We start from the raw sequence: 21,882 nt of genomic DNA, 5'->3' as shown, positions 1-21,882 counted from the left end.
CCTTATCCTTTCTTAGCCTGTAATTCTTTTCCTAATAGCTGGGCCAACTCCTTTAGCTGGCTTAACTCTTGGGCGGTATCCATCGTTGGTTGTAAGACCCACTCAATTTGCACTTGCTCTTTTTTAGGCACTAACTTTGTCACCAACTTAGTTTGGGCTAGCACCTTCAAGAGGGCTTGAGCCGGTACTTGCTTTACGAATTTTTCTGCTAAGAGCACGGTCACTTTATTGCCCGTCTGCTTGATTTTTTCAATTAAGGCTAAATCGGCATACATCTTTAAAAGGCCAATCTCTAGGAGGTTAGCTACTTCTTGTGGATAATCCCCGAAACGGTCAATTAAATCAGTCTGAACCTCCCGGTACTGCTCGAGATTTTCAAACTGGCCAATGCGTTTATAGATTTCAATCTTTTGGCGGGCATCTTCAATATACTCTGTTGGCAGGTAGGCCTCGATTTCTAGGTTAATTTCCGCATCGGTTTTAGCCTGCACCTTTTTCCCCTGCTTCTTAGCAATCGCCGTATTTAACATTTGAGTATAAAGGTCATAACCGACTGAGTCAATAAAGCCATGTTGTTGCTTACCTAAAATATTGCCGGCACCACGAATGGCTAAGTCTCGCATCGCAATCTTAAAACCTGAACCAAGCTCCGTGAAATCTTTAATAGCCTCTAGTCTTTTTTCACCGGTTTCGGTCAAAACCTTATCCGGTTGGTACATAAAGTAAGCATAAGCAATCCTGTTAGACCGTCCCACGCGACCGCGTAACTGATATAGCTGAGCCAGCCCCATCTTGTCTGCATTTTCAACAAATAAGGTATTGGCATTAGGAATATCAACCCCGGTTTCAATGATGGTCGTAGTTACTAAAACATCATATTCACCCGCAATAAAGTCCATTAACACCCGCTCTAGTTGGCTCTCAGTCATTTGGCCGTGAATGTAGGCCACCCGGGCATCTGCAACTAGCGCCCGGATTTCATTAGCCACACTTTCAATATCTTCTACCCGGTTATGGAGGTAAAAGACCTGGCCCCCCCGGGCTAATTCGCGTTTAATCCCGTCGATAATCACCCCAAAATTTTGTTCCAAGACGTAGGTTTGAATTGGGTAACGGTTGAGCGGCGCTGTTTCTATCACGGATAAGTCCCGCACGCCTAACATCGATAAGTTTAAGGTCCGTGGGATTGGCGTTGCCGTTAGGGTCAAGACGTCCACGCTAGCCTTGAGTTCCTTTAAGCGCTCCTTGTGTTTGACCCCAAAACGTTGTTCTTCGTCGATAATCAGCAGGCCTAAATCGGCAAACTTCACGTCCTTTGATAAGAGCCGGTGGGTGCCAACAATAATATCAATTAACCCTAGCCGCAAGTCCTGGAGGGTTTGCTTAACTTCGGTTGGGCTACTAAAACGTGATAAAATACCAACGCTAACAGGAAAACCATCAAAACGGTTAAGAATCGTTTCATAGTGCTGTTGGACTAAGACCGTTGTCGGCGCTAAAAAGGCGACCTGCTTACCATCTTGAATCGCCTTAAAAGCAGCCCGTAAGGCGACCTCCGTTTTGCCAAAGCCTACGTCCCCAATTAGTAACCGGTCCATCGGCTTAGTCATTTCCATGTCGCGTTTTATTTCTTGGCTACTGCGGAGCTGGTCGGGAGTTTCCGTATACGGAAAGGCATCCTCAAATTCCTTTTGGTAACTGTCATCCTTACTAAAGGCATAGCCTTGCTCAGATTCACGCTTAGCATATAGTTCTACCAACTCATCCGCAATGTCCTCAATCTTTCTTGCCACCCGACTCTTAGTTTTACGCCACTTATCAGAAGTTAAGCTGGCAATTTGCGGTTGCTTGGCCTCCGAGGAAACGTACTTTTGAATCCGGTCAATTTGGCTAACGGGGATAAATAATTTGGCATCATCCTTATAAAGCAAGGTCATGTAATCCTGGTGGCGGCCACTAACTTCAATGGTCTCCATTCCCAAATACTTACCAATCCCGTGATTAACGTGTACGACGAAATCACCAACTTTGAGGTCCGTGTAACTCTTTAAGCGTTGCTCGTTAGACATAGTCTGCCGCCGAGCTTGGTGGCGGTTAACCTTGGCAAACAACTCATGTTCGGTCAAAACGATTAGGTTGGCTTCTGTCAGCTCAAAACCCGACCTAAAGCCGCCTAAAACCAGTTGCAGGTTACCCTTTTGAAGCTGACTGGGCTCACTAAGTAAGACTTGGATATCGAAGTCTGTCAACGTTTGTTCAACCTTGTGCAAACGCTCATTACTCGTGACCAAAATTACCACCGTTTGCTTTTGCTTACGCCAGCGCTCACTTTCCGTTTTCAAAAGCGGCATCTGGCCAAAGAATTGTTGGACCGCCCGACTTTTTATGGCGAGCTTATTACTAAAGCGTAAGCCCCCCATCCCCTTAGCAAATGGGGCTAAGAAAATACTACCCGTCCGCTGATTATTCTTTAATAACTCGGCACTATCAAAGCCTAGCTGCAAGTTGGGTAGCAGTTCACCACTTGCTAACTTTGTAACTTGCCAATTTTGGTCGTCGTTAATTAGTTTTTGGTTCTTGTCTACAATGCGACTGTAATCATCAACAATCACTAGGCCGTCTGATCTTAAGTAATCTAAGAGGGTGACCGCCTCAGGATAAAGGTAAGCGCCCCAGGGTAAGTCTGTTTCCGTCAAAGCCCCGGCCTGCCAGGCAGTGGCTTTTTGAGCAACCGTTGCTTGAAGGGCCTGCCGTTGCTTAGCATCACTTAGTTCCGGGCCTAGCCTTTCAAAATCCGCCACCAACTTAACTCCGGCAGCCTTTAGGTCATCTTTAGCTACCAAGAAGTCACTAGCCGGCGCCAAGCTAACTTCCTCTAGGTTAGCAATACTTCTTTGGCTCGCCACATCAAAGGTTCGCAGCGAATCTATCTCCGTGTCAAAAAAATCAATGCGGACTGCCTCTAAGCCAGCAACCGGGTAAACGTCGACAATTTCACCCCGAATGGCAAAATCCCCCGGCCGTTCCACTAATTTTTGCCGCCGGTAACCCATGGCCGTTAACTTTTGTCCCAAGGCATCTAAGTCAAGTTGGATTCCCACCGTTAATTTCAATTGCAAACTCCGCCAATAATCGACTCCAGGTAGCTTTCGTCTTAAGCCACTGACAGAAGTCAAAATCAGCTTGGCTTGTCCACTAGCCAGGGCGTTTAAAGCTTGAACCCGTTGACTTTTAAATTCAGGGGAGCTGGTTGCCATTTCAGCCGCTAATACCTCTTCAACCGGAAAAGTGTATAAAGTTCCTGGCTCCACCTGGTTTTTAAGGTCATCTTCTAGTTCCTGCATCCTGTACAGGTCGCTAGTTACTATTAACAGCGGCCGCTTTAGCTCTTGAAAAAGCGTCTGCAAAAATAGCGTCTTGGCTGAACCAACCAGGCCCGTCACTAAATTACGGCGCTTGTTTTCATTTAACTGCTTTAACCAGTCTGTAACCTTGGTTTCTTCAAGAAGAATTTCACTTAAGTCCATTACTGCCCCCTATTTATGGTTATACTTGTTCATAGTCTTCATAAAGTCGTCGCTAGCTAACCAATAGTCTAAGGCTGCCACCACCTCATTGGCGGTTACATCGATTGTTTGTCTTTGTTCAGCAGTAAACTTAGACAAGACCCAGTCAACTACAGCCATTTTTTGCGGATGGCCAATCCCCACCCGGACCCGCTTAAATTCTTGCGTGCGTAAGTGGTGAATTAAACTCTTGATTCCGTTATGGCCCCCAGCGGAACCCTTTTGGCGCAAGCGTAACTTGCCAACCTCTAGGTCCATATCATCATGGATGACTGCGATGTCTTCGCTAGCAATATTATAATAAGTTGCTAACGGCCCCACCGCCCGGCCGGATTCATTCATATAAGTAGTAGGTTTAACTAACAGAACTTTTTCACCATTAATAAAAACACTGGCGATTAAAGCGTTAAAATCCTCCTTATCAAAGCTAACTTGGTGTTCTTTGGCAAACTGGTCTAAGACCATAAAGCCTACATTGTGACGTGTTTCATCATATTTTCTTCCAATATTCCCTAGTCCGACAATCATTTTCATATTTTTAAATATCCTTTCATGTCCCATTTAACTTAAGCATGGCAAATTAGAGGATAAGGTAAGCTACCTAATCCTCTTTAACTAACAGCGCCATCTCAACGCTAGTATTTTTCCATTAGTATACCATACTTTCTGAAAAAAACCTTTCTTTTAGTTTGTGACTAATTCCGCATTTAGCGGATAAAAGATTAGAAAGTAAAGGTTTTCATAGATGTAAAATTAGTGAAAACTCATACAACATTTTTAAAAAGCATGGTATAATATATTTGTATCAATAAGTTTCTTATGAAAGGATGAATGACTGTGTCAAAAACACAAAATCATCAAAAAGTTATTTTAGTCGGCGACGGCGCTGTTGGTTCTAGCTATGCATACGCAATGGCTTTACAAGGGATTGCCGAAGAATTCGGTATCGTGGATGTTGTTAAGGATCGCACAGAAGGTGACGCATTAGACTTAGCTGATGCTACTGCTTTAACATATCCAAAGAAGATTTACTCAGCTGAATACTCAGACTGCAAGGATGCAGACTTAGTTGTTATTACAGCTGGTGCCCCACAAAAGCCAGGCGAAACTCGTCTTGACCTTGTTAACAAGAACTTGAAGATCCTTTCTTCAATCGTTAAGCCAATCGTTGAATCTGGTTTCGACGGCATCTTCTTAGTTGCTGCTAACCCAGTTGATATCTTGACTTACGCTACTTGGAAGTTATCTGGCTTCCCTAAGAACAAGGTTATCGGTTCTGGTACTTCCCTAGATACTTCACGTTTACGTGTTGCTTTAGGTGAATTAGTTGGTATCCGCGACCCACGTTCAGTTCACGCTTACATCATGGGTGAACACGGTGACTCAGAATTTGCTGCTTACTCAGCTGCAACTATCGGTGGTCTTCCTGTCTTAGATTGGGCAGAAAAGAACGGTGTTACTAAGGAACAATTAGCTAAACTTGAAGATGACGTTCGTAACAAAGCTTACACTATCATCAACAAGAAAGGCGCTACTTTCTACGGTGTTGCTACAGCCTTAGCTCGTATCTCTCGCGCTATCTTACGTGACGAAGATGCTGTTTTACCTGTATCAGCATACATGGAAGGTCAATACGGCTTAAATGACATCTACATTGGTACTCCTGCCGTTGTTAACGGCTCCGGTCTTGCTTCAATCTTAGAAGTTCCTCTTAACGAAGAAGAACACGCTAAGATGACCGCTTCTGCTAAGACTTTGAAAGAAGTTCTTACAAACGGTTTGAAGACTTTAGAAGAAGGTAAGTAATTTAACTTCTTTTCCCCCTACGGAATTTCCGTGGGGGGTTTTTCTTTACCCGCGAAAATGCTAAAATGAATTAAGAATTACTTAGAAAATATTTAGCTTAAGGAGTTATTGCTATGTTACTTAAAACCTTGGTTAAACCCAAACAAGTCTTAACAACAGTTCGCGAGGATGTTACTTTGGCTGAGGCGCTTGAAACCTTAGAAACCTCCGGCTACCGCTGTGTACCGGTCCTTGATACCACCGGCAAAATTTTCCGGGGTAACATCTATAAGATGCACATTTACCGTCACAAGTCACGTGGCGGTGATATGAACTTACCCGTCACTCATTTATTAAAAAATGCCACTAAGTTCATCACTGTTAACTCAGCTTTCTTTAATGTCTTCTTCTCCATCCGCGACCTACCTTTCATCGCGGTTCTTGACGAAAACAACTACTTCTACGGAATTTTAACCCATAACCGCCTCTTAGAAATGCTTTCCCAATCTTGGAACTTCAACGTTGGTAGTTATGTCTTAACGGTTGTTTCCGCTGGAGAACGGGGAGATCTCGTTGACATGGCTAAGGTTATCACTAAGTATACCTCTATTGCCAGCTGCATTACCTTGGACGTTCAACAAGGCGAGCTAGTGCACCGGACATTATTTACCCTCCCTGCCGATGTTAGCCACGAAAAATTGGAACGAATTGTTGCTAGTTTGGAACGGAAGAATTTCCGCGTTTCTGAAATCGAAGATTTGCAAGCATAATTTTTTCAAAAAAGCTCTTGACAAAATGAGTTTTTGATTGTAAATTACTGAGTATAGATTAAATATTAAAGAACGCAATGAGAAAGAAGAGTAACTTTTAAAGGCCTCAAGCGAATTCCGGTTGGTGTGAGGGAATAGGTACTTTAAAAGCGAAAATCCCTTTCGAGCGCTGTACCCAACAATTATTAGTAGGTACACTGGGAACACCCATTATCGTGTTAGCGTATCGCCCCACTAAGGCTGGGGCCGCACGTGAAAGGCAATTGCAGCGATGTAATTGTAAAACCAAGGTGGTACCGCGCACTGGCGCCCTTGAACTAGAGCATTCTAGTTTGAGGGCGCCTTTTTCTTTTCCACACAATCCCGGGACGTGTGGGAGCTGATATTTATTCTGTAATACTAAGATTAAAATTTAAGGTGGGTTTTTAATCATGCTTAATAAGTTGAAAGAGAAGAAATTAACTAAAAAAGATTATTTCGTTGTCAGTTCCTTGCTATTTGGGCTCTTCTTTGGGGCCGGAAACCTAATTTTTCCCCTCCACTTGGGCCAACTAGCCGGCCATAACTGGGGCCCAGCTGTCTTAGGCTTCCTGGTTACCGGGGTCTTATTACCATTACTATCCGTTCTTGCAATTTCTATCACCCGCTCAGAAGGTGTGTATGATATTGGTCGTCCCTTAGGACCTGCGTTTGCCTTAGTCTTTATGGTCTTAATTCACGCAACTATCGGTCCTTTCTTCGGTACCCCTAGAACTGCTACTGTTTCCTTTGCGGTTGGTTTAGCGCCCTTATTACCCGCAGGTTCTACTAAGGTTGCATTATTTGTTTTCTCAGCTTGCTTCTTTCTAGTAGCCTACTTATTCTCACGCAAAGAAAACAAGATTGTTTCTAACGTTGGTAAACTTTTGAACCCGGTCTTCTTGGCATTGTTAGCTTTGGTTTTCTTCGTAGCCTTCTTACATCCACTCGGTTCTTTAAGCACTGCTACTCCTACTAAGGAATACTTAGGCCAGACTTCTTTCATCAATGGTTTTCTAGAAGGCTATAACACTATGGATGCTTTAGCCGGCTTAGCCTTCGGGGTGACCGTCGTTACCGCTATCCGTTCTATGGGAGTTAAGCGCGAAACTAATGTAGCTGTCGTTACCGCTAAAGCTGGGGTCTTTGGTATGGGGGCCGTTGCTTTGATTTACTTACTCCTAACTTTACTCGGGGTACAATCATTAGGTAAATTCAAGCTTTCCGCCGATGGTGGGGTAGCCTTTTCACAAATCGTTAATCAATATGCCGGTGTCGCTGGTCAAGCTATCTTAGCCGCCTTAATCACCGTTACTTGTTTAACAACCGCTATCGGGTTAGTAGCCGCCTTTGCCCAAGACTTCCACAAACACTTCCCAAAGGTTAGCTACCACACTTGGTTAGTCTTATCATGTGCTTCCTCATTCTTCTTTGCTAACTTCGGCTTAGAAACAATTCTAGCTTGGTCATTACCATTCTTGATGTTCCTTTACCCATTAGCAATGGTCTTAATCTTACTATCCGTTTTCTCACCACTCTTTAAACGCGATAGTTACGTTTACTTCTTCGTAGTTTTATTTACAGTAGTCCCTGCTTTCTTTGACATGGTAGCCACTTTCCCAGCCGTTATCAGCCAAAGCAATTTTGGTAAAGCAGTCTATGCCTTCCAACACCACTACTTACCTCTAGCTGATTACAGCCTTTCCTGGTTAGTCCCTGCCTTGGTCGGCCTAGCCCTTGGGTTAGCTGTTCACTTCTACAAGGAAGTCTTTGTCAAAACGCAAGCTAGTGAAATGGACTAACAATTGGATTAGTAAAAAAGCTTTGCAGCTTGGCCTTACTTGCCAGCTGCAAAGCTTTTTTGCTGTTTAACCAATCTCTTCGACCCGGTCTAAATTTTTCCAGCCATAACGCCAGATAGAAATAATTACCGAGGCTAGCGTCACTAGCTCGTCAAAAATTCCGGCCCACGACCCCACTAGGAAGTCGTAACTAATCTTTAGGGGGGAATTAATTGCTAATCCAACTAACCTAATCTTTTGAGAATTATAAGTATATTCTCCGATGGTAGTGGCGATGTTAGCGACTATTGGTAAAAGTGACCACCAGTTACTCCAAGTCAAGTACAGGGTCACCAGTTGCAAGCAGCAAATCACCCCACACATTTGCCAGCTATGTAAAAACCGGCTCCGACTACTTAAACAATAGGAGCGGACCACGTTTAAAATGTAACTTGTTCCCCCGGTCAAAGCCCCTAGTAAAAACATATGGATCATGTAACAACAATAAGATGCTAACTGCATCCGAAAAAGGTTGCGGTTACTGCGACATTGGTAGGATAAAAAGAAGATAATCGTCCCTAAAAAGCAGACCGCTTGAACTAAAATAAAATGTACCACAACAACTACTCCTGAGCTAACTTTCTAGATTTTAATTATACCCCAACAACCAAAAGCAAATCTTTAGGTATTTTCCCCTCAAATTATGACTACCTTGCAAACAAAAAGGCTACCAAGTAGAGCCTGATAACCTTAATTATTTATGTATCGCAATTAGGCCAAAACTAATTCTTAAGGCCTCATTGACTTTTTTCATTGTTTCTTGATCTGTATGTGCGATTTTTTCTCGTAACCGTTGCTTATCTATCGTTCTTACCTGTTCCAATAGGATGACAGAATCTTTTTCTAAGCCATTTTTTTGCGCCTTTAGCCCCACATGCGTCGGCATTTTTGGTTTGGAAATCCTGGAAGTAATTGCAGAAACAATCACCGTCGGGCTGAAATGGTTGCCGATATTATTTTGAATAATCAATACCGGCCTCATCCCACCTTGTTCTGATCCTACTACTGGCGATAGGTCAGCAAAAAAAATATCACCACGCTTGACCTCAGCTGCCATTAGATTCCTCTTTTCTATTACCTAACTATTTCGTCTAATTCATCACAATCACAACTTAAAAATTCAGTACAAATTTCTTGGTTTAACTTGGCCATTTCACCATAACCTGTGATTAGTAAGTCCAATATTTCATAACGTGACTCAATATATTTCAAGGCCTTATCATCTAGCGATTGCGCACTAATCCCATAGAATTCACAATATTCTGATAGCTTAGCATCGTCAAATAGCCGTCTACTTTGTACCTGCTCCATCATAAGCGCCCCTTTACTTTCCTACTATTACAACAAATATACCATATTAAGTCATTTTTGTAAGCCCTAGCTTTACTCGCGATAAATCCTAGGAAGACGCTCACCCAAGCAACAGGTAATTTCATAGTGAATAGTGTGGGCATAGTCGGCCACGTCTTGGGCGGTAATTTCTTCAGACCCGTCTTTTCCAATCAAAGTTACCTTCGTTCCTAAGGCTAAGTTAGCAGGTAATTTGACCATGAATTGATCCATGCAAACCCGGCCCACGATGGGACAGTATTGACCTGCGATTAGAACCGCAAAGCCCTGCATCCGTCTTAACCAACCGTCAGCGTATCCCAGTGGCACCGTGCCAATCCATTCATCTTCACTAGCAGTATAGGTCGAACCATAGCCAATCGATTCACCCTTGGCTACTTGTTTAACATGGACCAACTCACTAACCAAGCTTAGTGCTGGCTTTAAAGGCCGGGGTAATTCTAGCTCACGGCCAGACGGATTTAAACCGTACATACTGATGCCATAACGAATTACGTTGCCCCCGCAATCATGATGCCATAAAGCCGCGGCCGAATTAGCAACGTGGACATAAGGAGGAAGTTGCTCCAAGCTACCAGTGAGTTCCTTAAATTTAGCTAACTGCTGGTGATAATAGCTGGTGTCTTTGCTGTCAGCTTGAGCAAAGTGGGTGAAAATTCCCTCAAAAACAAAGGCTTGGGGGTTAGCTTTTAGATAAGCGACCGCCTCCTTTAGGGTGGCTACATCTTTAAAACCAATCCGCCCCATCCCGGTATCAAGTGCGAGGTGGACCCTTAATTTAAGCTTAGCCTTAAGTAATTCGGGCTGGGCAGCTTGTAAAAAGTCCAGGCTGCTAACGGCTACGGACAAATTATAACTAGCCATATAAGTAGCCTCACTAGCTGGATTGACCCCCAAAATTAAGATTGGTTCCTGCTCAAAACCAGCTTGGCGCAAGGCCACCCCCTCATCAATTACGGCCACACAAAAGCCATCGGCCCCGGCTTGACTGGCCGCCTGAGCTACCTCAACTAACCCGTGCCCGTAAGCATTAGCCTTAACCACGGCAAATAATTTTTGGTTTGCTTCTAATTGTTGCTTTTCTTGAGCAACATTTTCCTTAATTGCACCTAAGTCAACAATGACCTTTGTATTGCGGTGTTTTCCCACAACCATCTTTCCATCTTCTCTCATCAAAGTCTATTTAAAGTAGCTTTTCAAGCGTTCAAAGCCCCTAAGTTTTTCAAGGATTACGCTCGTAACCACCACTTCATTATCATGTGTAATTGATAAATGGGCCCTCAGCTTATTTTGAAGTGGGTGTTTTACAATCACTGGTCGGCCCTGCTTATTATTCAATATCTCTAAGTCGCTAAAACCAACCTGGGAGCCAATCCCACTTCCGACGGCTTTAGAATAGGCTTCCTTTGTCGAAAAACGGCCCGCTAAAAACTCAATCTGCCGTTTAGGACTTAGGGTCTCAAAAACAGCCAATTCACCCTTGGTAAGCACCTTAGCTGCAAACTTAGGATTCTTTTGGTAAGCAGCCTTAATTCTTTTTAGACTAGCAATGTCTATTCCCTGACCATATATCATTACCCATCCTCACTTTCTCTCTCATTTTAGCAAAGAACCGCCAATAAATCAGCAAGTTTAAAAAATGTTTACAAGCTACAGTGCAAAAAAATCTGCCTTCTCCCTCGAGAAAGACAGATCTTTTTTAACGTTTATTTTTGGCGGATGGTAAACTTCCGCTTTTTAGTCCGGTGCTTAAATTGATCACGGTCCCGGTCACGCTCTGACCTTCTCCGTTCATCATAGCGCTTATTTTTCGGACGCCAATTCTTATTGCTCCGCCGGAAGTTACCGGTATGGTTCCCCTTCTTGCGTCGTGGTAACGGCCGTTCTGGCGTAATCTTAACTGGAACTTGACTGGCATCATCCTTAGTCATGTTGTTAAGCAAAGCGGCTACTAAGTCAACCGCATCGTATTGCTCTAATAATTCTTTGGCTTGAGCTTCGTATTTGGCAGTCGTTGTCTTAGCAACTAATTCTTTGATGTCGACTAAAGCAGAAGAAATTTGCCCCTCAAAGGCTTCCGCTTCTGTTGGTGGCTTCATTGGTTCCATCCGCTTCTTAGTCAATTTCTCAATAACCCGTAAATAGTCCATTTCATTTGGAGTTACAAAGGTTACAGATGTTCCATGGTGGCCCGCCCGGCCAGTCCGACCAATACGGTGGACATAGCTTTCTGGATCTTGGGGGATATCGTAATTATAAACGTGGGTTACCCCAGAAATATCTAGCCCCCGGGCTGCCACGTCGGTTGCCACTAAGATATCAAGTTGGCCCGCCTTAAATTTCCGTAAGATGTTCATCCGCCGTTGTTGCGTCAAATCCCCATGGATCCCGGCGGCATTATAGCCCCTTGCTTCTAAGCCCTTAGACAACTCATCTACCCGGCGCTTAGTCCGACCAAAGACAATCGTCAACTCTGGGGCTTGCACGTCCATAATCCTAGTCATGATGTCAAACTTTTCAAAATCCTTAGCCCGGACAAAGTATTGATCGACTAAATCAGTCGTTAATTCCTTGGCCTTGATTTTGACAACCTGTGGTTCCATCATGAACTTTTCGCCGATGTTTAAGATAGCCTTAGGCATCGTTGCTGAGAACAAGAGCGTTTGCCGGTTAGGCGGAATTGATTCAATAATTGACTCGATATCATCTAAGAAGCCCATATCTAACATTTCATCGGCTTCGTCTAAAATCAAGCTATTAACCAAACTAAGGTCAACGGTTTTACGGTTAATGTGGTCTAGTAGGCGTCCTGGCGTTCCAACCAAAATTTGAGGGGTATTATGCTTTAACTGGTGAATTTGCCGCCGAATATCGGCCCCACCATAAACGGCTAATACCTTTGCCTTCTTATCCTTACCCAAGCGGTACAATTCTTCTTGCGTTTGAATTGCTAACTCACGGGTTGGTGAAATAATTACGGCCTGGATAATATTTTTCTTGGGATTGACGTGTTGTAACACTGGCAACCCAAACGCCGCTGTCTTCCCGGTCCCTGTTTGTGCCTGCCCAATCACGTCTACCCCTGCTAATACCAAGGGAATTGTTGCTTCTTGAATGGGGGTTGCTTCCTCAAAGCCACTTCGTTCAATCGCTGTTAATAAATCTTTTTCCAGACCAAGTTCACTAAATTTCAAAAAATTTTTCCTCCTAATGTGCCTAGCTTACGCTATTAGCGCATATGTGTAACATCCACTGTACTCGCAAGGCAGGCTGAAAAATTTTTCTGACTGTCTTGCAATCCGACTAACTTAAAAATATTAAGTAACTTATCAAGAATAGCATTAATTCTTAAATTAAGCAAATTACTTTTGCAATGCGGCTAAAACCTCTTCAAGATGAATCCCGTGACTGCCCTTGATTACCACGATATCTTCCGGTTGGATACTTGCCTTTAGGTCGGCTACTAACTGTGCTTTTGCATCCGTATCATAGTGATGGACCTTATCAGCAGGATACTTTTCATCTAATACTTGGGCTAACTTCGCCATGATTGGGCCGCAAAGATAGACTTCCGCAATTTCTTCTGGCTGAATTTCAGCAGCTAAGCCCGTGTGCATAATCTCAGCCTGGTCGCCCAACTCTAGCATATCCCCTAGGACCGCAATCCGCTTGCCAGCAGTTTCTACCTTAGTAAAGGCTTGGAGCACCTGTTTGACGGCCGTTGGGTTAGAGTTATAAACGTCACTTAAAATCCGTTCACCCTTTGCACCTTTAACCCACTCTGTCCTGTTGGCAGTTAAATCAAAGGCGGCCAAAGCCTTTCTCATCGCTTCTACGGGGACATGGAATAAATTACCAACCGCAAGCGCGGCTAAGGCATTATTAACGTTGTAAGCTCCAATCATTGGAATCGTGAAGTTTTCTTCAGGCCAGGACACTACCCTAAAACCAGTTTGGGTATCATCACTCACAATATTAGTCGCTTGTAAATCATTGTTGTCATTGCGACCAAAGGTTACCGTTAACTGCTTTAAATCCTCTGCCCGTGTCCGCAACAATGGTTCATCGCCATTGTAGACCAGGGTTCCATCCTCTTTGAGCCCGTGGGTAATCTCCATTTTAGCGTCCGCAATCTTGTCCCTGCTTCCGAAAAATTCAATGTGGGCTTCCCCAATCATCGTAATCACAGCCACATCAGGCGCAGCCAGGCGACTTAGGTGGTCTAATTCACCAAAGTGGTCCATCCCCATTTCAACAACTAAAATTTCCGTGTTAGGTTCCATCCCCAAAATCGTCATCGGTACCCCGATTTGATTGTTGAAGTTTGCATGGGTTTTTTGTACGTTAAACTGGCTCCCCAAAATAGCGGCCACCATGTCTTTAGTAGTAGTTTTACCATTGCTTCCTGTAATAGCCACTACCTTAGGGTTAATCTTATCCAAGTAATATCTACCTAAAGTTTGCAAGGCCTCCAAGGTATCGGCTACCACCAATTGAGGTAAGTCCACTTGCCCCAAATCATGATCAGCCTGCCACAAAGTAGCCACTGCCCCGTGCTCTATTGCACTTTGAATAAAATTATGGCCGTCATTACCAGCTACTAGAGGAATAAATAGGGCGCCAGCTTCTAACGTACGACTGTCAAAGCTGACACTGGTTATACAGATATCTTCATAGCCCGCCTTCACTTCAGCCCCTAAAGCCCGGGCGATTTCTGCCAACTGCATTTTCATGAAATATTTCTTCCTTTCCTGCTCTGTAAAATTTCACTCTCACCCATTGTACCATACTTGTCTGACTTTCTATTTTTAAAAGTCCTAGCTTAGATAAATAAAAGAACCGCACCTAGCCTCGTTACCGGTTAGCTAAGTACGGTTCCCTTTAGTCTTACATATTTCTCAAACGTTCAATCCGCTTTTCAATTGGAGGGTGGGTGTCAAAAAGATGCGTCCACGATCCGTCCTTAAAGGGATTGGCAATGTACATTGAAGCACTACTTGGGTCGGCTGCTTGCATTGGTTCGCTTGAACTAATCTTTTGCAAGGCCGAAATCAAGCCGAGCGGGTTACGCGTTAATTCTACGGCAGAAGCGTCCGCCAAGTATTCACGGTTACGTGATAAAGCCATTTGGGCCATGCTAGCAGCCAACGGGCCGAGGATAATTGCCAAAATTGAGACCACCATCATGATGAGGTCTAGGGCACTTGATCCTTCGCGGTCATCATCCCTCCGGCCACCACCCCAGAAAAAGGAGTGGCTGGCAAAGTTGACCAGCATCGAAATAGCCGCTGCTAAAGCTAAGGCCGTAGTTTGTAACCTAATATCGTAATTTCTAATGTGCGAAACTTCGTGGGCCATAACCCCTTCGAGTTCCTCCCGGTTTAACCTAGTTAAAATTCCGCTGGTAGCAGCTACCGCAGCGTGTTCTGGATTAGGACCAGTCGCAAAGGCGTTAGGGCTAGGGTCGTCGATGATAAAAACCCGGGGCATAGGAATTTGCCCAACCAGCGCCATATCTTCAACCACGTGCCATAATTCGGGCGCTTGGTCTGGGCTAGTGATTTCGTGGGCATTATTCATGCTCATCACCACATCGGTCGACTGGGAAAGCATTAATAACATGTAAACCAGCCCAATCACGATGGCCATAATCAAACCGGCGGTCGAACTATTAAAGAAGACGTAGCCCACGGCCGAACCGATTAAAGCCACCAAGAGCATGAAGCCAACCATTACCACCACGGTCATCCGCTTATTTTTGGCAATTTGTTGATATAACATTTACAAAACCTCACTTACCATTAAAAGGATACCTTAGGAGCTTCCTTTTCTTCGGTTGGTACTTCAAGGTAGTCGACCTTAGTAAAGTGGTGAATCTTAGCAACCATATTTGATGGGAAGGTTAGTAGGCGTTGATTGAAGTTAGCTGCAGAACTGTTGAACAGTTGCCGTGAGTAAGCAATCTTATTTTCAGTATTGGTTAGTTCTTCCATCAACTTGGTAAATTCTTGGTTAGCCTTCAAATCTGGGTAAGCTTCTGCCAAGGCAAAGATTGATTTTAAGGTGTCTGTTAATTGGTTTGAGACTTCCATCTTTTGCGCGTGTGCATCAGCTGGTAATTCGGTTAGTTGATTTCTAAGGTTAATTACCTGAGCGAGGGTTTCTTTTTCGTGTTTAGCGTAACCCTTAGTAGTTTCGACTAAGTTAGGAATCAAATCATTCCGGCGTTTTAATTGCACGTCAATTTGACTCCATGATTCTTCAGTGTTAACCTTGGCTTTTTGCAAACCGTTGTACATTGAGATGTAGATCAAAGCCAAGATTACTAAGACAACAATTACAATCAGTAGTGTCATTAAATTTCCTCCTCAAAAGCTTTACTTTCATTATACCAAAGTTTTACTTTCAGTTATTAATTTATCAGCTGGTTCACCTTTAATTTAAACTTAAATTAAAAAAGGAACCCAGTTTTACCTAGGTTCCCTCTGGGCATTTATTCAAATGGGCTGCCGTACTCCACAATACTAACAGCCAGACACGCTACAATCCGGTAGCATCTGTGTCCCCTTTCGATTCTTACCACTAGCCGCTTTAGCGGAACAATCAATGATTGCCTGGTTTTCCTCGACTCATCGCATGCCACTTATTATAGGCTAGTTTTCCTTGATTTGCAAGGACTTATCCATCCGGTGATGTGCAATCCCTGCATCTAAAAAGCCCGCACCTACGACTTGGTAACCTAATTTAGTATAAAAACCTTGTGCACTATCTTGAGCCCCTAAGGTTAAATACGCTACCTTACTTTGGCGGGCATCCTCTTCAATCTTACTTAACAGGCGCTTAGCTAGGCCTAACTTGCGGTAAGACTTCAAGGTAGCCACCCGCTGAATGTGCCAGCCTGCCTGTTCAAAACTAGTGCGGGCAGTTGCTGCCGGTTTACCCTTGTAATAGAGGACATAATGCGTTGGCCCCAACTCACCATCAAGCTCCAGGGCCATGTCGACTCCTTGTTCTTTTACAAAGACTTCCTTTCTAATCATGAGCGCGTCTTGGTAAATCTGACTAGCTAAGTCCTTAGTTGCCTTAATTTCTATTTCCAAAGTCTTCACTTCCTGCCTATAATTAACTTAATGCTATTTTACTGGAGATTATTATAATGATAAAGAAATTTACTTACAAACTATTTTTGACTCTAGCTACCAGCCTGCTTTTGCTAACTAGTCTCTGTCTCACTTTCCCCCTAACCACCCGCAATCATTTACACAAGCAACTCCTAGCTCAGCCCACCTTATATTTTCACGGCTGGGCTGGTAGTGCTAACTCAACTAACCATTTAATTGCGGCAGCGGCTGCCTTGCCCCAGGTTAAAAAAGTGCTTACGATTACGGTCACTGAAAGTAGGCAGCTAGCTATTAATGGCTCCTGGCAGGACAATGTAAAGTACCCGCTAATCCAAGTGCTTTTTGCCAATAACCAGGCTGAAATCCCCCAACAAGCCCACTGGATTGACAAAGTCGTTACCTATCTTCAAACTAACTACCACATTCAAAGTTTCAACATTGTTACCCATTCGATGGCGGGACCGGCTACCTTTTATTGGGCCATTACTTCCTACCGTCCTACTTATCCACAGTTCAATAAATTTGTCGCCATCGCTGGTCCCTTTGATGGGGTTATCCACATCGATGATGTTCCTAACCAAAATTATTTCCAAGCAGACGGCTTACCCGCTTACCAAAACGCCGCCTTTAAAAATTACTACCGCCAGCGGCAGGCTTTCCCGAAAAACACCCAGGTCCTAAACATCTACGGTAACCTAGCCGATGGTAGCAATTCCGATTCCTTAGTCACCAACGTGTCTGCTAGATCCCTAGGTTCCCTAGTGAAAGGCCAGGTTGCTTCCTACCAAGAAATCACCATTACCGGGCCTTCCGCCCAACACTCTAGGCTTCATAATAATGACCAGGTTAACCACGCTGTGGATAATTTCTTATTCAAATAAAAATTTTTGCACTTTTGAAAAAAGCGACCTATAATGAACTTGTGGAGTTATCCACACTAGATGTGGAACTTTGCGGAAAGAGGCGAAGGATTATGGCACAAAAATTAAGTAAAGAAGAACGCAAAGCTATGGCCCGCAAGGCGATGGAAAAGCGTGCAAAACAACCTAAGCCAGCTGCTGGCTCTGGTTTCGCTAAGCTTGATGCTGATGCCAAAAACCTACGTTAATTAACGCAGGCCGCAGATTAGGAGCTGGATTTTTCCAACCCCTATTTTTTTAGCTTTTCAAGATAGCGCTTACACGGAAATGAGGTGAGCTTATGGCTTACATTGAAGTTAAAAATAATACCAAAACCTATCAACTCGCTAACTCAACCATCCATGCCAATAAGGACATTAGTTTTAGCATCAACAAGGGGGAGCTAGTCGTCATCTTAGGCGCCTCCGGTGCGGGCAAGTCCACCCTGCTCAACATTTTGGGCGGCATGGATACCAACACTAGCGGCCGGGTCATCATTGATGGGCAAGACATTTCAGACTACAACCGCCGCCAGCTTACAACTTATAGGCGAAATGACGTCGGCTTCGTTTTCCAATTCTACAATCTGGTTCCTAACCTCACTGCCAAGGAAAACGTGGAACTGGCTAGTGAAATTGTTAGTGATGCCCTGGATGCCAGCCAAGCCTTAAAAGCAGTTGGGCTAGCTAGCAGGCAGGATAATTTTCCTGCCCAGTTATCTGGTGGGGAACAACAACGGGTCGCGATTGCCCGCGCCCTGGCTAAAAAGCCCAAGCTACTTTTATGTGACGAACCGACCGGTGCTTTAGACTATCACACCGGTAAGCAGGTTTTGCAAATCTTACAAGATATGAGCCAACAACACGGCTCGACCGTCTTAATTGTAACTCATAATGCGGCTTTGGCACCGATTGCTAATCAAGTCATCCATATCCACGACGGCCAGGTTAAAAAAATCGAACATAACCGCCAGCCAGCACCGATTGCTGACATTGAATGGTAGGTGAGTTTTATGTCCAAGAAAACTCTTTGGCAGGACGCCTTTCAGGCTATTACACATTCTTTAGGACGCTTCGTTGCCATTTTCTTGCTGATGGCTTTAAGCGCTTTTACACTAATTGGCCTTAAAATGACCGGCCCCGATATGCGCCAAGCCGCTAGTGATTTTTATCAACGACATCAGCTTGCCGATACTAGCCTTACCTCTAATTACGGGCTCGATAACAGCGACGAACAGGTTTTAAAAGCTGACTCCGATATTAACAGCTATGAGCTTGGTTATTTTCAAGATGCAGTCCTAACTAAGCACAATCAAGCAATCCGCTTATTCTCAAAGCCAGCTAAACTATCAACCTATGAACTAGTTACTGGCAAACTCCCTCATAAAGACAATGAATTAGCGCTTGATTACTTACTAGTAGGTAAATATCACTTAGGCCAAGAAATAACAGTTAAACAAAAGGGTCAACTCAAGTACCGCCACTTTCGGCTAGTGGGCTTTGTCCGCTCCAGTGAGTACTTAGATAAAAATGACTTCGGTCAAACCACGGTTGGCTCAGGCTCACTTGCGGGGTATGGAATCGTTGCTAAATCTGCCTTTAAAGCCAATCCTTATACGATTGCACGGGTCAACTACAAACAAACGGCCAACCTATCGCCTTACAGTAAGCAGTACGCAGATAAGGTGGCCCTTTATCAACGGCGCTTAAAGAAGCGCCTGACTAATAACGGGCAAGAAAAATACCAAGTCCTTAAAAACCAACTGGCTGACTCACAAACCCAGCTAGCACAAAAGCAGGACCAGGTTCAACAGTTGCAAATGGTAAATCCAACCCAAGCTAAGCTAGTTCAAGCCCAACTTGAAGGGGCCCAAGCAAGGTTAATCAACCAGAAACAAGCTTTAACTAAGCTAGGGCTTCCTACCTATACCCTCCATGAACGGGAATATAACCCAGGCTACACCCTCTTTCGCTCAAACTCAGAACGAGTCGATATTTTAGCCAATATTTTCCCCCTGCTCTTATTTGCCATCGCGGCCCTGGTTAGCCTGACAACCATGATGCGCTTTGTCGAAGAAGAACGGATTAACATTGGCACTTTAAAGGCCCTTGGTTATAGTAACCTTGATGTAAGTAAGAAGTTTCTCCTCTACAGCTTGGTAGCTAGCGGCTCAGGTGTCGCCTTGGGGGCCAGTCTTGGTTTTAGACTACTGCCTCAACTCATTTTTAAGGCCTATACCACTAACCTAACTTTGAGTCAGACCAAGCTGCTCTTTTCTTGGACTTACCTCTTGGTGACTTTACTAGTAGCTATCTCTTGCACTACGGTGGCTGCATTAGTTGCACTGCGTAAGACTCTATCTGAAAAGCCAGCTCAACTACTCTTACCTAAACCTCCTAAAAAAGGCGCTAAAATCTTACTGGAACGCTTTAAATTTCTTTGGAGACACATGTCGTTTACGCAAAAGGTTACCGCCCGCAATCTCTTTCGCTATAAGAGCCGGATGTTTATGACCATCTTCGGGGTGGCAGGTTGCACTGGCCTGCTGGTTATGGGCTTAGGAATTAGGGATTCACTTAGGGGAATCACTAACATTCAGTTCCATGACTTAATTAAATATGATTTAGTCTTAAGTCAAAAAGATTATCCGACACACAGTGCTAAGCAAAAACTGGCTGCCAAATTGGACGGCTCGGCTGTAAGCCAATCCGCGGCCGTTAACTACCAGTTACTGACTAAAAAAGCAGGCGCTGATCAAAGTGTCCAATCAATTAGCATGATTGCCCCTCATTCCAAAAAATTAAGTTCACTGGTAACTTTACGTAACCGGACTAACCAACAACAACTGACTTTAAGGGCTGACAGCGTGATTATTTCTGAGAAGTTAGCCAATCTACTCAAGGCCAAAGTCGGCACAACTATCAGTTTAAAGGATACTTCTGACCAGGTGCGGACCTTCAAGGTTACCGGCATTACCGAAATGTACACGGGCCACTACCTCTTTGTCGGCAAAAAAGCTTATCAAACGGCCTTTAAAAAAGCTTGGACCAATAACGCCTACCTTGTTAAACTTAAGGACTCCGGTTATCAAAATGTTAACCGCCAAGCTAGGAAATTCATGGATACTGGCGCTTTAACAACCGTTGTCCAAAACACTAATAATCGCCGAACCATCGCTAATGTTATTGCAGGGTTAGGCAACGTCATTTTTATCTTGATTGGGATGGCAACCACCTTAGCCTTGGTGGTCATTTACAACCTAACCAACATCAATGTTTCTGAACGGGTGCGGGAGCTATCAACCATCAAGGTGCTAGGCTTTTACGACCGTGAAACTACGATGTATATTTATCGTGAGACCATTATTCTCTCCCTAATCGGGATTGGCTTTGGCTACCTGTTAGGGGCTTACCTTCACCACTTTATTATCACCAGCTTACCGCCTGCTAACGCTATGTTTGACCCTAATTTAAGACTAACCAACTTTTTAATCTCTGCTTTGATTCCTGGAGGCATCACCTTGGTTTTAGCCTTCATCATGCACTACAAGATTAAGGCCGTTGACATGTTAGCTGCTTTGAAATCAGTTGATTAGCTAATAAAAAGGTATTTTGTAAAAGCAAGTCGCGTTCACAAAATACCTTTTTTAGTGCTTATTTTAATTTCTTTGCTAAGTCCTTGATATAACTTGTCAATTCACCTTTAACTTCGGGGTGCTTAAGCCCAAATTCAATTGAAGTCTTAAGGTAGCCAAACTTGTAACCCACATCATAGCGGTCGCCCTTAAATTCGTGAGCAAATACGCGTTGAATCTTATTGAGGCGGTCAATTGCATCTGTAAGTTGGATTTCGTTACCTGCCCCTGGTTTTTGGGTTTCGAGCATTTCAAAAATTTCTGGGGTCAAGAGGTAACGACCAATGATAGCCAAGTCAGAAGGAGCCTTTTCAACGGCTGGCTTTTCCACAAACCGCTTAACATCGTATAAACCTGGCATGGTTTGAGCGGCTGGGTCAATCACCCCATACTTGTTAACCTCTTCATGAGGAACTTTCATTACCGCCAAAGTTGAGGCGTGGGTTTGTTCGTAACGATCCATTAATTGTCTTGTCAATGGTTCTTTATCTTCCATAATATCGTCGCCAAGCATAACTACAAACGGTTCGTCACCAACGAAATCCTTAGCCATTAAAACGGCGTCCCCTAAACCACGTGGGTGTGATTGGCGGATAAAGTAAAGATTAATATCAGTCGTTTGTTCAACTAATTGTAAGAGGTCCTTTTTACCCTTTTCCTTTAAATTTTGTTCCAACTCTGGGACGGAATCGAAGTGGTCTTCAATCGGCCGCTTTCCCTTCCCGGTTACCACTAAGATGTCTTCAATTCCAGACTTCTTAGCTTCTTCAATAATGTATTGAATAGTTGGTTTATCAATAATTGGAAACATTTCCTTAGCTAAGGCCTTGGTTGCTGGTAGAAACCGGGTTCCAAGTCCCGCCGCAGGAATAACAGCTTTTCTTACTTTCATTTAAAA

General features: G+C 43.9%; 20 protein-coding genes and 1 other annotated feature. Of the genes, 7 read left to right on the top strand and 13 right to left on the bottom strand.

Annotated features, from left to right (window positions below):
• Positions 1-2: 2 nt before the first annotated feature.
• Both mfd and pth read right to left on the bottom strand, forming a co-directional pair.
• Entirely contained in the window at positions 3-3,527 is a 3,525-nt protein-coding gene (gene mfd, locus N4597_RS01810; protein WP_260904309.1) for a transcription-repair coupling factor, read from the bottom strand.
• Positions 3,528-3,536: 9 nt separating this feature from the next.
• Entirely contained in the window at positions 3,537-4,100 is a 564-nt protein-coding gene (pth, locus tag N4597_RS01805) for an aminoacyl-tRNA hydrolase (RefSeq protein WP_056975803.1), read from the bottom strand.
• A gap of 303 nt (positions 4,101-4,403) precedes the next feature.
• Here pth and N4597_RS01800 point away from each other — a divergent pair, with 303 nt between their 5' ends.
• The 3 genes from N4597_RS01800 (at position 4,404) to brnQ (ending at position 7,941) form a co-directional block, all read left to right on the top strand.
• Entirely contained in the window at positions 4,404-5,372 is a 969-nt protein-coding gene (locus N4597_RS01800; RefSeq protein WP_050611040.1) for an L-lactate dehydrogenase, read from the top strand.
• Positions 5,373-5,485: 113 nt separating this feature from the next.
• The gene (gene cbpA, locus N4597_RS01795) at positions 5,486-6,121 is read left to right on the top strand and encodes a cyclic di-AMP binding protein CbpA (RefSeq protein WP_094127526.1); all 636 of its coding nucleotides are present in this window, start codon (positions 5,486-5,488) and stop codon (positions 6,119-6,121) included.
• A 68-nt stretch (positions 6,122-6,189) separates the two neighbouring features.
• Positions 6,190-6,438, top strand: a binding site (T-box leader).
• A 114-nt stretch (positions 6,439-6,552) separates the two neighbouring features.
• Positions 6,553-7,941, top strand: coding sequence for a branched-chain amino acid transport system II carrier protein (brnQ, locus tag N4597_RS01790; RefSeq protein ID WP_170091674.1), 1,389 nt, complete (start codon positions 6,553-6,555; stop codon positions 7,939-7,941).
• 66 nt (positions 7,942-8,007) lie between these two features.
• Here the strand turns inward: brnQ and N4597_RS01785 are convergent, their stop codons facing one another.
• The 10 genes from N4597_RS01785 to N4597_RS01740 all read right to left on the bottom strand — a co-directional run bounded on the left by N4597_RS01785 (position 8,008) and on the right by N4597_RS01740 (position 16,370).
• Positions 8,008-8,538 carry a YgjV family protein gene (locus tag N4597_RS01785; protein WP_260904307.1) on the bottom strand — a complete coding sequence of 177 codons (531 nt, stop codon included), beginning with the start codon at positions 8,536-8,538 and terminating at the stop codon, positions 8,008-8,010.
• A 136-nt stretch (positions 8,539-8,674) separates the two neighbouring features.
• The gene (locus N4597_RS01780) at positions 8,675-9,037 is read right to left on the bottom strand and encodes a type II toxin-antitoxin system PemK/MazF family toxin (RefSeq protein WP_050611035.1); all 363 of its coding nucleotides are present in this window, start codon (positions 9,035-9,037) and stop codon (positions 8,675-8,677) included.
• 17 nt (positions 9,038-9,054) lie between these two features.
• Entirely contained in the window at positions 9,055-9,291 is a 237-nt protein-coding gene (locus tag N4597_RS01775) for a hypothetical protein (RefSeq protein ID WP_260904303.1), read from the bottom strand.
• 72 nt (positions 9,292-9,363) lie between these two features.
• The gene (gene alr / locus N4597_RS01770) at positions 9,364-10,485 is read right to left on the bottom strand and encodes an alanine racemase (protein ID WP_260904302.1); all 1,122 of its coding nucleotides are present in this window, start codon (positions 10,483-10,485) and stop codon (positions 9,364-9,366) included.
• Between the two features lie 24 nt (positions 10,486-10,509).
• Positions 10,510-10,905: a holo-ACP synthase gene (gene acpS / locus N4597_RS01765; protein ID WP_050611032.1), complete on the bottom strand. Its 396-nt coding sequence runs from the start codon at positions 10,903-10,905 to the stop codon at positions 10,510-10,512.
• 131 nt (positions 10,906-11,036) lie between these two features.
• Positions 11,037-12,524, bottom strand: coding sequence for a DEAD/DEAH box helicase (locus N4597_RS01760; RefSeq protein WP_172573311.1), 1,488 nt, complete (start codon positions 12,522-12,524; stop codon positions 11,037-11,039).
• A 168-nt stretch (positions 12,525-12,692) separates the two neighbouring features.
• A complete protein-coding gene (locus tag N4597_RS01755) occupies positions 12,693-14,063 on the bottom strand; it encodes a UDP-N-acetylmuramoyl-tripeptide--D-alanyl-D-alanine ligase (protein ID WP_202021759.1) in 1,371 nt (456 codons plus the stop codon).
• A gap of 154 nt (positions 14,064-14,217) precedes the next feature.
• Positions 14,218-15,111 (bottom strand): zinc metalloprotease HtpX, encoded by an 894-nt coding sequence (gene htpX, locus N4597_RS01750; RefSeq protein ID WP_050611029.1) that lies wholly within the window; start codon positions 15,109-15,111, stop codon positions 14,218-14,220.
• Positions 15,112-15,131: 20 nt separating this feature from the next.
• A complete protein-coding gene (locus N4597_RS01745) occupies positions 15,132-15,686 on the bottom strand; it encodes a LemA family protein (RefSeq protein ID WP_050611028.1) in 555 nt (184 codons plus the stop codon).
• A 297-nt stretch (positions 15,687-15,983) separates the two neighbouring features.
• Positions 15,984-16,370: a GNAT family N-acetyltransferase gene (locus N4597_RS01740; protein WP_094131277.1), complete on the bottom strand. Its 387-nt coding sequence runs from the start codon at positions 16,368-16,370 to the stop codon at positions 15,984-15,986.
• A gap of 116 nt (positions 16,371-16,486) precedes the next feature.
• Here N4597_RS01740 and N4597_RS01735 point away from each other — a divergent pair, with 116 nt between their 5' ends.
• The 4 genes from N4597_RS01735 (at position 16,487) to N4597_RS01720 (ending at position 20,945) form a co-directional block, all read left to right on the top strand.
• Positions 16,487-17,332, top strand: a complete 846-nt coding sequence (locus N4597_RS01735; protein ID WP_260904301.1) for an alpha/beta hydrolase — start codon at positions 16,487-16,489, stop codon at positions 17,330-17,332.
• Positions 17,333-17,424: 92 nt separating this feature from the next.
• Positions 17,425-17,559 carry a hypothetical protein gene (locus N4597_RS01730; RefSeq protein WP_257791222.1) on the top strand — a complete coding sequence of 45 codons (135 nt, stop codon included), beginning with the start codon at positions 17,425-17,427 and terminating at the stop codon, positions 17,557-17,559.
• 92 nt (positions 17,560-17,651) lie between these two features.
• Positions 17,652-18,353 carry an ABC transporter ATP-binding protein gene (locus N4597_RS01725; protein WP_260904300.1) on the top strand — a complete coding sequence of 234 codons (702 nt, stop codon included), beginning with the start codon at positions 17,652-17,654 and terminating at the stop codon, positions 18,351-18,353.
• A 9-nt stretch (positions 18,354-18,362) separates the two neighbouring features.
• A complete protein-coding gene (locus N4597_RS01720; RefSeq protein ID WP_260904299.1) occupies positions 18,363-20,945 on the top strand; it encodes an ABC transporter permease in 2,583 nt (860 codons plus the stop codon).
• 58 nt (positions 20,946-21,003) lie between these two features.
• Here the strand turns inward: N4597_RS01720 and galU are convergent, their stop codons facing one another.
• Entirely contained in the window at positions 21,004-21,876 is an 873-nt protein-coding gene (gene galU / locus N4597_RS01715; protein WP_050611024.1) for a UTP--glucose-1-phosphate uridylyltransferase GalU, read from the bottom strand.
• Between the last annotated feature and the right edge of the window lie 6 nt (positions 21,877-21,882).

This window comes from Ligilactobacillus agilis, from assembly GCF_025311475.1.
Taxonomy (GTDB): domain Bacteria; phylum Bacillota; class Bacilli; order Lactobacillales; family Lactobacillaceae; genus Ligilactobacillus; species Ligilactobacillus agilis.
Note: the sequence above shows the minus strand (reverse complement) of the source record. Positions and strands in the feature narration are given on the sequence as shown.